This window comes from Bacillus atrophaeus, from assembly GCF_001584335.1.
GTDB lineage: Bacteria > Bacillota > Bacilli > Bacillales > Bacillaceae > Bacillus > Bacillus atrophaeus.
The window spans coordinates 130594-143301 of sequence record NZ_LSBB01000019.1 but is presented as its reverse complement, the minus strand read 5'-3'; the positions used below and the strand labels follow the sequence as shown (position 1 = coordinate 143301).

General features: G+C 44.5%; 14 protein-coding genes. All 14 read left to right on the top strand.

Annotated features, from left to right (window positions below):
- The first annotated feature begins 68 nt into the window (after positions 1 to 68).
- Positions 69 to 1073 (top strand): signal peptide peptidase SppA, encoded by a 1005-nt coding sequence (gene sppA / locus AXI57_RS13055; RefSeq protein WP_003325076.1) that lies wholly within the window; start codon positions 69 to 71, stop codon positions 1071 to 1073.
- A gap of 12 nt (positions 1074 to 1085) precedes the next feature.
- Positions 1086 to 1580, top strand: a complete 495-nt coding sequence (locus AXI57_RS13050; protein WP_061670316.1) for an RDD family protein — start codon at positions 1086 to 1088, stop codon at positions 1578 to 1580.
- 79 nt (positions 1581 to 1659) lie between these two features.
- Positions 1660 to 2343, top strand: coding sequence for a DUF2953 domain-containing protein (locus tag AXI57_RS13045; protein WP_061670315.1), 684 nt, complete (start codon positions 1660 to 1662; stop codon positions 2341 to 2343).
- A gap of 12 nt (positions 2344 to 2355) precedes the next feature.
- Positions 2356 to 2796 (top strand): GerW family sporulation protein, encoded by a 441-nt coding sequence (gene ytfJ, locus AXI57_RS13040; protein ID WP_061670314.1) that lies wholly within the window; start codon positions 2356 to 2358, stop codon positions 2794 to 2796.
- 116 nt (positions 2797 to 2912) lie between these two features.
- Entirely contained in the window at positions 2913 to 3416 is a 504-nt protein-coding gene (gene tpx / locus AXI57_RS13035) for a thiol peroxidase (protein WP_061670313.1), read from the top strand.
- Between the two features lie 62 nt (positions 3417 to 3478).
- Entirely contained in the window at positions 3479 to 4465 is a 987-nt protein-coding gene (locus tag AXI57_RS13030; protein ID WP_061670312.1) for a class I SAM-dependent methyltransferase, read from the top strand.
- Between the two features lie 321 nt (positions 4466 to 4786).
- Positions 4787 to 5974, top strand: coding sequence for an acetate kinase (locus AXI57_RS13025; protein ID WP_061670311.1), 1188 nt, complete (start codon positions 4787 to 4789; stop codon positions 5972 to 5974).
- Between the two features lie 135 nt (positions 5975 to 6109).
- On the top strand, positions 6110 to 6625 hold the full coding sequence (locus AXI57_RS13020) for a MogA/MoaB family molybdenum cofactor biosynthesis protein (protein ID WP_061670310.1): 516 nt from the start codon (positions 6110 to 6112) through the stop codon (positions 6623 to 6625).
- A gap of 166 nt (positions 6626 to 6791) precedes the next feature.
- Positions 6792 to 8003, top strand: coding sequence for an argininosuccinate synthase (locus AXI57_RS13015; RefSeq protein ID WP_003325088.1), 1212 nt, complete (start codon positions 6792 to 6794; stop codon positions 8001 to 8003).
- Complete coding sequence (argH, locus tag AXI57_RS13010) at positions 8000 to 9382, top strand: argininosuccinate lyase (RefSeq protein WP_061670309.1); 1383 nt, start codon at positions 8000 to 8002, stop codon at positions 9380 to 9382. The genes AXI57_RS13015 and argH overlap by 4 nt, the downstream gene beginning before the upstream one ends.
- 66 nt (positions 9383 to 9448) lie before the next feature.
- Positions 9449 to 9580 (top strand): hypothetical protein, encoded by a 132-nt coding sequence (locus tag AXI57_RS22290; RefSeq protein ID WP_003325090.1) that lies wholly within the window; start codon positions 9449 to 9451, stop codon positions 9578 to 9580.
- Between the two features lie 129 nt (positions 9581 to 9709).
- Entirely contained in the window at positions 9710 to 10477 is a 768-nt protein-coding gene (locus AXI57_RS13005; RefSeq protein ID WP_061670308.1) for an SDR family oxidoreductase, read from the top strand.
- Between the two features lie 57 nt (positions 10478 to 10534).
- On the top strand, positions 10535 to 11218 hold the full coding sequence (locus AXI57_RS13000; protein ID WP_003325092.1) for a metal-dependent hydrolase: 684 nt from the start codon (positions 10535 to 10537) through the stop codon (positions 11216 to 11218).
- Between the two features lie 155 nt (positions 11219 to 11373).
- A complete protein-coding gene (locus tag AXI57_RS12995; protein ID WP_003325094.1) occupies positions 11374 to 12693 on the top strand; it encodes a CBS domain-containing protein in 1320 nt (439 codons plus the stop codon).
- Positions 12694 to 12708 lie beyond the last annotated feature (15 nt).

Sequence of the window (12708 nt, the reverse complement as noted above, 5' to 3'; positions counted from 1 at the left end):
AAAATGAAACATTCTCTTACGCCAGTCGTATAATGAAGGGGACATGTTTTATAAAAGGAGGAGAAACAATGAATGCAAAACGATGGATTGCATTGGTGATTGCGCTTGGGATTTTCGGCGTTTCATTAATTGCGAGTCTTACAATCGCTTTCTTTGAAAATTTCAGCGGCAACACGGATATTACGTCACTGAACGATGAATCACAAGAAGTCACGCTGGAAGACGGAAACCTCTCCAGTAAAATCGCTGTACTCGAAGTCAGCGGAACGATTCAAGACAATGGGGATTCAAGCAGTCTGCTCGGTTCAGACGGCTATAATCACAGAACGTTCTTGAAAAACCTTGAACAGGCCAAAGAAGACAAGACCGTTAAAGGAATTGTTCTGAAAGTGAACTCTCCCGGCGGCGGCGTCTACGAAAGTGCCGAAATACATAAAAAGCTTGAAGAGATTAAAAAAGAAACAAAGAAACCGATCTATGTATCAATGGGTTCAATGGCAGCTTCCGGGGGGTATTATATCTCAGCGGACGCAGATAAGATTTACGCATCACCGGAAACGATCACCGGTTCTCTCGGAGTTATTATGGAAAGTGTTAACTATTCGAAGCTGGCCGATGAGCTCGGCATCAAATTTGAAACAATTAAAAGCGGTGCTCACAAGGACATCATGTCTGCCACTCGTGACATGACAGATGAAGAAAAGAAAATCATGCAATCTATGGTTGATAATTCTTACGAAGGTTTTGTAGATGTCATTTCGAAGGGGAGAAACATGTCTGAAGCGGAAGTGAAAAAAATCGCCGACGGACGTGTTTATGATGGCAAACAAGCGAAGAAATTGAATCTCGTTGATGAGCTTGGCTTTTATGATGATACGATTGCTGCAATGAAAAAAGATCATAAAAATCTGAAAGACGCATCTGTTGTCACCTATGAGGAAAGCTTCGGCTTAGGTTCTCTCTTTTCGATGGGGGCGAACAAAATGTTTAAGAGCGAAATTGATTTTCTGAATATGAAGGAATTAATTTCACAATCCAGCTCGCCGAGAATGATGTATCTCTATGCGAAGTAGGAGGGATAAATAATGGACGCGACATATGATGACTTGAACCGCAATGAAGCGCCCCCTGCGGAAAAGGCGGAACTGTTTGAGCGTGCGTACGCGGGATTTTGGATCCGTTTTTGGGCGTTCTTGCTTGATTGGCTTGTTGTATGGGGGCTGAACCACTTAATCGTTTCACCGCTCTTTAGTGTCATGGGACTGCCGAAAACATCGGGCGTTTTTACGATTTCAGCCTATTCAGTGACAACCCTCATTGTCTTTCTCGCTTATTTTGCGCTGATGACAAAATGTTTCAGTCAAACGCTCGGGAAAATGGTATTTGGGCTCAAGGTTGTTTCAATTAAGCCGGATACTTCTCTCACCTGGAGCGCGGTGATCTTCAGGGAGGTCGTCGGCCGGTATATTCTTAAAATCTGGATTCTGTATATCGTTGTCGGAGTAACTCCTAAGAAGCAGGGGATACATGATTATTTTGCCGATACGACTGTCGTGCATGAAAAGCTATATCGCAAATGACTAAAATAAACCCGGCCTCGGTCCGGGTTTATTTTTTTTTGAATTGGACGATAATGCTTTCTAAGAGGAAGTGAAGGATATGGTATATCTCTTGTCTGCCGTACTTATTCTCATTCTTTTCGTGCTGGTTATCAGAATGAAAATCCAAATCGCCATTGAGTATCTTCATTCAGATGATGATGACAAACTTACGGTGAAATTCACGTCCTTATACGGGCTGATACGGGTCAAAAAAGAATTTCCGGTCATTAAACTGAATCCAGAGGATGCCTCAATCGATGTAAAACAGGATACAGAATCGAAGACCAAAAAAAGCAGCGGAAAGAAAAAATTAACCTATCGTGAACTTAGAGAAAGCATAGACAGGATTGAAATGCTTATGAAGCAAGTGGTAAGAATGCGAAAGATCGGCGCCGCCTTTCTCGCGAGTTTTCGCGTCACAAAATTAGAGTGGACGACAATCGTCGGAATCAAAGACGCAGCGGCGACAGGGATTTTAACCGGCGGCGTTTGGGCAGTGAAGGGCGGAATAATGGGGATGCTGTATGAACACTTCAGCTTTGCCAATAAACCGGTGTATCAAGTCATCCCTTCATTCCAAATGCCTGTGTCCAAAACCCATTTGCAGTGTATATTCTTTTTTCGCTTTGGGCATGCTATGCTTGCAGCTTTCAAATTTGTAAGATACTGGCGGGGCAGCTTATCTGTATTCAGAAAGAAACCATCAGCCCGATTAACTTCAAAGAATGATTCATCAGTTTAAGGAGGAAGCGCAATGGCAGACCATCCCATTCAAGGTTTAATGAAAACCGCTATGGAAAATTTGAAGGAAATGATTGATGTCAATACAATCATCGGAGATCCGGTTGAAACACCGGATGGCAGTGTCATCTTAACCGTTTCTAAAGTCGGTTTCGGCTTTGCGGCGGGCGGAAGTGAATTTGGCAGCAAGCCAGCCGAAAAGAAGTCTGAAGATAATGAACGCAAAGAACAAAAACTTCCGTTCGGCGGCGGGAGCGGAGGCGGTGTGTCCATCACGCCAATCGCGTTTTTGATTGTCGGAACAACCGGTGTCAGAATGCTTCATTTAGACGAAAATACACATTTGATTGATAAACTTTTGGATTCCGCTCCGCAAACAATTGAACGTATCCAGCAAATGTTTAAAAAAAATGACAAAGGCCAAAACAAAAAAATGAACGATATCGGTCTTTAACTTTTAAAGTTAACTGCAGGTTGCAGTTAGCTTTTTTTATGATCTTGGCATAAACTTTGCAGTTTGCATAAAACTCTACTATGATAGAACTATACATATCAAAGGGAGGAAATATAATGGCTTCAATTACATTTAAAGGCGGCCCGGTTACATTAGTCGGACAAGAAGTGAAAGTTGGGGAGCAAGCTCCGGACTTTACAGTGTTAACGAACGGTTTAGAAGAAAAATCGTTAGCGGATTTCAAAGGAAGAGCAACGATTATTTCAGTTATCCCTTCTATCGACACAGGCGTTTGTGATGCGCAAACCCGCCGTTTTAACGAAGAATCCGCAAAGCTTGGAGATGTGAACGTTTTAACCATCAGCGCAGACCTCCCGTTTGCTCAGGCGCGCTGGTGCGGGGCGAACGGAATTGACAAAGTGGAAACTTTATCAGACCACAGAGACATGTCATTTGGGGAAGCTTTCGGCGTTTACATTAAAGAACTTCGGCTGCTGGCCCGTTCCGTATTCGTTCTTGATGAAAACGGAAAAGTTGTCTACGCTGAATATGTGAGCGAAGCAACCAATCACCCGAACTACGAAAAGCCGATTGAGGCTGCAAAGGCATTACTTAAGTAAGCAGGTGAAAAAGAGCTCCAGGTGCTGACGCCGGAGCTCTTTTCATGGCAAGGAGGAAGACAATGCAAAATGATCATGTCGGCGCGGTTTATGAGCTTCTGGATGAAGCCGCGCAAATGATAGCAAAAGAACTGCAAATTTCATATATCGAGGCGCTTGCCGAAGCCGGGGAAATGTATTTCCTTGAAACAACGGACCAGTTTTCAATTCCGGCTGAAAAAGCCGAACCGCTGAAGGCTCTGCTTGCAAAAGCCGAATTTAATAAATATGAGCACGAATGGGTGCGGAAGGCGTTTCAGCTCGCCATTTTAAAAGGTTTAAAAGACAAATCACACCCGAATAGACAAATGACACCTGATACAATCGGGCTTTTCATCAGCTACTTGGTCAATAAATTTACTGAGGGGAAAAAGGACATGACGATCCTTGATCCCGCAGCCGGGACGGGAAATCTCCTTCTCACGGTTTTAAACCAGCAGTCTGAACAAATAGCTAAAAGCTATGGAATCGAGATTGATGACGTCCTGCTCAAAATCGCGTATGCTCAGGCGAACCTGCAGGAAAAGGAAATTGAACTGTTCCATCAGGACAGCCTTGAACCGGTATTTGTCGACCCGGTTGACACGGTCATCTGCGACCTTCCCGTAGGATTTTATCCGAATGATGAAGGGGCGAAGGCGTACGAATTAAAAGCGGATGAAGGCCATTCTTTCGCCCATCACCTATTTATTGAACAAAGCGTGAAGCACACCAAACCGGACGGCTACTTATTTTTTATGATTCCGAATCATTTATTTGACAGCGCCCAAAGTGATAAGCTCAAGCGTTTTTTCAGCGAAAAGGTCCACCTGAATGCGCTGCTCCAGCTTCCTCAATCACTATTTAAAGATGAGGCTCATGCCAAAAGCATTCTCGTGCTTCAAAAACAAGGCGATCAAACGAAGCCGCCGAAACAAATGCTGCTTGCCAATCTTCCGTCATTTGCGAACCAGCCGGCTATGCTCGAAATGATCGCTAAATTGGATACGTGGTTTCAAGAAGAAAAATAGATGAATCAAAACAGTTTAAGGAAACATCTTGCGATGGGTGCTTAAACTGTTTTTTTTGCGGCAAACAATGAATGAAACAGGCTTTCTTTACAAACGCTAACTCAATAATCGTCTTTAAAATGACCGAAACAGGTGTTTTACTAATCTGAAAATAACGACTTCTCTATGAAAACGTTACCAATAACGATGTTGACTTGAAATGCTGACATGACAATGTTTAAATGGAAAAGTCAGATATTTTCCGGCGCGATCTGGCGCTTGGAAAACAAGAACGAACAAAAGAAGTTGAATGTTGATACAGAGTAAAAAGGAGCGACAATCATGTCCAAAATTATTGCAATTAACGCAGGAAGCTCGTCTTTAAAATTTCAGCTTTTCGAAATGCCTTCAGAAAAAGTATTAACGAAAGGCTTAGTTGAACGAATCGGTATCGCTGACAGTGTGTTTACCATTTCTGTAAACGGCGAAAAAAATACAGAAGTTACAGATATACCAGATCATGCAGTTGCAGTTAAAATGCTGCTTAACAAATTAACTGAGTTCGGTATTATCAAAAACTTGAATGAAATTGACGGGATCGGCCACCGTGTCGTTCACGGCGGAGAAAAATTCAGTGATTCCGTATTATTAACGGATGAAATGATAAATGAAATCGAAAAAATTTCTGAACTGGCGCCGCTTCATAATCCGGCTAACATTGTCGGAATCAAAGCATTTAAAGAAGTGCTTCCGAATGTTCCTGCGGTTGCGGTGTTTGATACAGCGTTCCACCAAACAATGCCTGAGCAGTCTTATCTGTACAGCCTTCCATACGAATACTATGAGAAATTCGGCATTCGTAAGTACGGGTTCCACGGCACATCACATAAATATGTAACTGAACGCGCAGCTGAGCTTCTTGGCCGCCCGCTGGAAGATTTGCGTCTTATTTCCTGCCACCTTGGAAACGGTGCGAGTATCGCAGCCGTTGAAGGCGGAAAATCTATTGATACATCAATGGGCTTCACGCCGCTTGCGGGCGTAGCGATGGGCACGCGTTCCGGAAACATCGACCCAGCCCTCATTCCTTATATTATGGAGAAGACAGGTCAATCAGCAGACGAAGTATTAAATACATTAAACAAAAAAAGCGGACTGCTTGGCATCTCCGGTTTTTCAAGCGACCTTCGTGATATCGTGGAAGCTTCAAAAGAAGGAAATGAGCGTGCGGAAACAGCGCTTGAAGTATTTGCAAGCAGAATCCACAAATACATCGGTTCTTACGCGGCAAGAATGAGCGGCGTTGACGCTATCATCTTTACTGCCGGAATCGGTGAAAACAGTGTCGAAGTGAGAGAGCGCGTCCTTCGCGGCCTTGAATTCATGGGAGTATACTGGGATCCTGCACTTAATAACGTACGCGGCGAGGAAGCTTTCATCAGCTACCCGCATTCTCCGGTTAAAGTCATCATCATCCCGACCGATGAAGAAGTGATGATTGCCCGTGATGTAGTCCGTTTAGCTCAATAGTATGGAGGAAAAGCACATTCAGCCGAATGTGCTTTTTTCGTGTGTATTGAATTTTTTATGTAAAGACGATACGATATGAACGTACATAATCGTAATCAATACGAATAATATCAGCCATATCAATGAGGTGAAAGCATGAGTGTGGAAGAACATAAACAAGAAGCCCCCGGCACTGTTCGATGCATGGTCATTACTGTCAGTGACACAAGAACGGAAGAGAATGACAAAAGCGGCCGGCTGATGATGAAATATTTAGAAGACGCCGGCCACCAAATTGTATCCTATCACATCGTAAACGATGATAAGGATGCGCTTCAAAAAGCCGTATTATCTGGCTGTATGGATGAATATACAGATGCGGTCCTTCTAAACGGCGGGACTGGCATTGCGCAAAGAGACGTGACAATTGAAGCGGTCACTCCGTTATTTTCGAAAGAGCTGCCCGGATTCGGAGAGATTTTCAGAATGCTCAGCTATACAGAGGATATCGGTTCAGCCGCAATCCTTTCCAGAGCGGCGGCAGGGGTCATCCTGAATACTGCCGTCTTCTCCACACCCGGTTCAAGCGGTGCGGTAAAGCTTGCGATGGACAAGCTGATTATCCCGGAGCTTGCCCATGTAATCAGAGAAATCAGAAAAGATATGAAATGAATAAATCCTGCGAAACTTCACTCGAAAAAATGGGTGAAGTTTTTTTTATAAAAAGCTTGAAAAAACAGAATTTACTTGTTAAAGTGTATACATACAAAATGTATTTTTATTAAAAATAATTTATTTTTATACAAAAAGAGAACACGGTTGAGAGGGGATTTTTAACATGGCAGAACAGAAAAAAGTTGTATTGGCATATTCAGGAGGTCTTGATACTTCTGTAGCGATAAAATGGCTTCAAGAACAAGGTTATGATGTCATTGCTTGCTGTTTAGATGTAGGGGAAGGCAAAGATTTGGCATTTGTACAGCAAAAAGCGCTGGAAGTGGGCGCGACAAACTCTTACGTCATTGACGCAAAAGAAGAATTTGCACAGGAGTTTGCGCTTGTTTCTCTTCAGGCGCATACACTATACGAAGGAAAATACCCGCTTGTATCCGCATTATCACGTCCATTAATCGCTAAGAAATTAGTCGAGGTGGCGGAAAAGGAAAATGCGGTAGCGGTCGCGCACGGATGCACTGGTAAAGGAAATGACCAGGTTCGTTTTGAGGTTTCTATCAAATCATTAAATCCGGATTTGGAAGTAATCGCTCCTGTCCGTGAATGGCAATGGTCTCGTGAGGAAGAAATTGAATATGCGGCTGACCGCGGGATTCCGATTCCGATCAATCTTGACAGCCCGTACTCTATTGACCAAAACCTTTGGGGACGCGCGAACGAATGCGGCATTTTAGAAGACCCTTGGGCAGCACCGCCGGAAGGCGCATATGATCTGACAGCACCTTTGGAAAAAACGCCAGACACTCCTGAGATCATCGAGATCGCGTTTGAAGGAGGCGTTCCGGTATCAATCGACGGCGTATCGTATTCACTTTCTGAATTGATTCTGAAACTGAATGAGGTTGCCGGCGCACACGGAATCGGAAGAATTGACCATGTGGAAAACCGCCTTGTCGGCATCAAATCACGGGAAGTATATGAGTGCCCGGGTGCTATGACGCTGATTAAAGCGCATAAAGAGCTTGAGGATTTAACACTGGTCAAAGAAGTCGCGCACTTTAAACCGGCAATTGAACAAAAGCTGTCAGAAGTCATTTATAACGGTCTATGGTTTTCACCGTTAAAGGATGCGCTTCTCGGGTTCTTAAAAGAAACACAAAAGCATGTTACCGGCGTTGTCCGCGTTAAGCTCTTTAAAGGACACGCGATTGTGGAAGGACGTAAATCAGAGTTTTCACTTTATGACGAAAAACTTGCAACATATACAAAAGACGATGCGTTTGACCACCACGCAGCTATCGGTTTTATTGAACTGTGGGGGCTGCCGACGAAAGTCAACAGCATCGTGAAAAAGAAGGAGCAGATTAACGCATGAAGAAGCTTTGGGGAGGCCGATTTCAAAAAACACCGGAAAAATGGGTCGATGAGTTTGGGGCGTCCATCACATTTGACCAAAACTTAGTAGCTGAAGATATTACAGGGTCTCTCGCACATGCTGCAATGCTGAAAAAATGCGGTATCCTGACGGAAGAAGAAGAGCTGAAAATTCGTGAGGGGCTGAATACACTTCTGCAAAAAGCTGAGGATAACGCCTTGGAATTCTCAGTCGATTATGAAGATATTCATTTGAACATTGAAAAAATGCTCATTGATGAAATCGGTCCTCTGGGCGGCAAGCTTCATACCGGACGAAGCCGGAATGACCAGGTGGCGACTGATATGCATTTATATTTAAAAAATCACGTCGGCCATATTATCGAGCTGATCGAACAGTTTCAACACGCGCTGATTAAAAAAGCGGAAGCGAATGTGGAAACGATTCTACCCGGGTATACACATCTTCAGCGCGCCCAGCCGATTTCATTTGCCCATCATTTGCTCGCGTATTTCTGGATGCTCGAGCGGGATAAAGAGCGTTTTCAAGATTCGATGAAACGCATTAACAAGTCTCCGCTCGGCTGCGGGGCGTTGGCGGGCACGACCTTCCCGATTGACCGGGATTATTCGGCACAGCTTCTTGGCTTTGATTCTATATACGAAAACAGCCTGGACGGAGTAAGCGACAGAGACTTCATTCTTGAATTTTTAAGCAACAGTAGCATGATGATGATGCATCTTTCCCGTTTTTCGGAAGAAATCATTCTCTGGTGCTCTCAGGAATTCAAATTCATTGAACTTGATGACACTTACGCGACGGGAAGCAGCATGATGCCGCAAAAGAAAAATCCGGACATGGCGGAACTCATTCGGGGAAAAACCGGCCGTGTGTATGGTGATATGATGGGGCTGTTCACGATTATGAAAGGGCTCCCTCTCGCTTATAACAAAGACTTGCAGGAAGATAAAGAAGGCATGTTTGACACGGTGAAGACTGTGGAAGGCAGCCTACAGATCTTCACAGGAATGATTGAGACCATGACGGTTAATAAAGATGTAATGAAGCAGGCGACGAAGCAAGACTTCTCTAACGCGACTGAGCTTGCTGACTATTTGGCGAAAAAAGGCATGCCGTTCAGAGAAGCTCATGAAATTGTCGGGAAACTGGTCTACACATGCATCGAAAAAGGTATTTATTTAAGCGATATGCCATTTAGCGATTTTCTTGAAGCAAGCGATCTTTTTGAAGAAGATATTTACACCGTTCTCGACCCGTATCATGCTGTTGAAAAACGAATGAGCGCGGGAGGAACCGGTTTCAAACAGGTGGAGCAGGCACTCGTAAAAGCTAAGGAAAGCATAAAGGCTTGTAGCTAAATTTTCCTTCATAAATTCCATTCATTATAGCCACCCTACTTATATAATGAATGGGAGGCCAGAGGGATGAAAAGAGAACAAGAACAGTATATATATGATGAAAAAGAGGGGCAGGAGACTATCCGGCAGATTACTGACGTGTATCAAAGCGGTTTTGTCGAGCTGTCAGAAAAGGAACCGCCTGCTTCTGCGGAATAAGCTGTCTAAACAGACGGCTTTTTTCGTTTGTCAAAGTGTAAAAAAGTGATATTGCCGTTCTTTTATAGTAAAGTAGAGGAAGAAATGACTTTATTTGAAGCGGCTACGTTGCTTTGGGAGGGTATACATGTGCGACATGCTTTAATTACAGCCGGTTCGAAGGGATTAGGGCGTAAAGTGACGGAAACCTTACTTGAAAAAGGGTACTCTGTGACGGTCAACTACAGACAGGATGAGGAAGCTGTCAGCCGTCTGAAAGACGCCTGTCCTCAATTTCTTGACCGGCTGCAGTTTGTAAAGGGAGATGTCACCAAAAAGGAAGACTTGCTGTACATTGCCAATGCCGCGAAAGAGCGGTTTGGGAGAATCGACTTCCTGATTAACAACGCCGGGCCTTACATATTTGAACGGAAAAAGCTTGCCGATTATTCCGATGATGAATGGTACTCTATGCTTGAAGGGAATTTAAGCGCTGTCTTTCATTTATTTAAAGCAGTAATTCCGATCATGAGAACACAGCAATTCGGCCGGATTATAACATATGGTTTCCAAGGTGCGGCGCACGCCCCGGGCTGGCTTCACCGTTCCGCTTTTGGGGCCGCAAAGGTCGGTTTGGCCTCACTGACAAAAACAATAGCGATAGAAGAGGCTGAATCCGGCATAACAGCCAACATGGTGTGCCCAGGTGACATCGTCGGCGATATGAAAGAAGCGTCAATAGAAGAGGCCAGACTGAGAATCGGCAAGGAAAAGACGCCGATAGGAAGGTCCGGAACGGGAGAGGATATCGCCAGAATCATTGCTTTTTTGTGCGAGGAAAACTCCGATCTAGTGACGGGGACCGTTATTGAAGCAACCGGCGGGCTTAATGTCATTAACAGGCACCATTCAACCTAGGTTTTTTGGAAGGCTCATAAGGGAAATAAATAAAAAAATTGTGATGAGGTGAAAGATATGAAAGTGACATATCACGGACATTCTGTTATCGCAGTAGAAACAAACGACCACAATATTCTGTTTGACCCGTTTTTGACCGGAAACGATTTAACCGATCTGAAGCCGGAAGATGTAAAAGCGGACGTCATTTTATTGACTCATGGCCATAATGACCATGTAGGCGATACCGAACAAATTGCCAAGCAAAATGACGCACTCGTTGTTGCGCCGAATGAGCTGGCTGTCTATCTCGGCTGGAAGGGCTTGAATGTCCATCCTATGCATATCGGCGGCTCCAGACAGTTTGACTTCGGGAAGGTGAAGCTGACGCAGGCGTTTCACGGTTCGGCCATTACTGATGAAGAAAACAAAACGATCACATATACCGGAATGCCGTCTGGAATTCTCTTAACAGTGGAGGGGAAAACGATTTTCCATGCAGGCGACACGGCTTTATTTTCCGATATGAAATTAATCGGGGAACTGAACCATATTGATCTTGCATTTTTGCCGATCGGCGACAATTTCACAATGGGTCCGGAAGACGCCAAGCTTGCCGCTGAATGGCTGAGAGCGAAACAGGTTGTACCGGTCCATTACAATACATTCCCGGTCATCCAGCAAGACCCTGAGGCTTTTGCGGACAGCCTGCCGGGCGGAGTCGGAAAAGTCATGGCTGTCGGAGAAACGATCGAACTTTAAAAACACAGGCCGCGCCTGTGTTTTTTTCTTTTCCATGCTGATCGCCCTTTCATATTTATGCATCCCTTTTCAAAAAACATCACTGCTTCATTGCTATTGATTCCTCACAACCTTTATAATATGACATAGAAGACTGTCGGTTAGAGGTGAAACGCTTGGCAACAAAGCATGAACAAATTTTAATGTATATTGATTCACTGCCTGTGGGAGAAAAAATTTCCGTCAGAAGAATTGCAAAAGAAATGAAAGTAAGTGAAGGAACGGCTTACCGAGCCATAAAAGAGGCGGAGAATAAAGGCTTTGTCAGCACGATCGAACGAGTCGGCACGATTCGGATCGAGCAAAAGAAAAAAGAAAATATTGAAAAACTTACATATGCAGAAGTCGTTAACGTAATCGAGGGACAAGTGCTCGGCGGACGGGCCGGACTCCATAAAACACTCAATAAATTTGTCATCGGAGCCATGGAGCTCGACGCGATGATGCGTTATACCGCCGCGGGGAATCTCTTGATCGTCGGGAATCGCATAAACGCCCACCGGCAGGCGCTTGAAGCGGGCGCCGCTGTCTTGGTGACGGGCGGATTTAATACGGATGACAGTATCGTACAGCTGGCGGACGAGCTTGAACTGCCTATTCTTTCCACAAGCTATGATACGTTTACGGTTGCCGCCATGATTAACCGGGCGATCTATGACCAGTTGATTAAAAAGGAAATCGTGCTTGTAGAAGACATTTTAACCCCGGCCGACCGCACCGTGTACCTCTCTCCAAAGGATAAGCTGGAGAAATGGTATGAGAAAAATTTTGAAACGGGACACGGGCGCTTCCCGGTTGTCGATCACCAAATGAAGATTCACGGCATTCTCACATCGAAAGATATCGCGGGCCATGACCGATCGGCGCCGATTGAAAAGGTGATGACAAAAAATCCGGTCACGGTGATAGGAAAAACATCTGTCGCTTCCGCAGCCCAAATGATGGTGTGGGAAGGAATTGAAGTGCTTCCCGTTACAGACAAACATCAAAAATTAATCGGAATGATCAGTCGCCAGGACGTATTAAAGGCCCTTCAAATGATCCAAAAGCAGCCGCAGGTCGGTGAAAAGCTGGACGATATCGTCTCAAGGGGATTTAAAGAAGAGGAAGATGATAAACAAAATCCTGCGGTTTATCAGTATGAAGTAACACCGCAAATGACGAATCAGCTCGGAACGATTTCTTACGGTGTGTTTACCACGATCCTCACTCAGGCGGCCAATCGGTTTTTGCGCTCGCGGAAACGGGGAGAATTGGTCATCGAGAGCATTACCATCTTCTTTCTGAAGCCTGTGCAGATGGAGTCGGTCATTGAAGTCAAGCCGCGTATTCTCGAAGCCGGAAGAAAATTCGGAAAAATGGAAGTTGAAGTCCACAGCCAAGGAAACATTGTCTGCAAAGCGATGCTTATGGTTCAGCTGATGGAAAGAAGCTAAAGGGACGTGCATCTC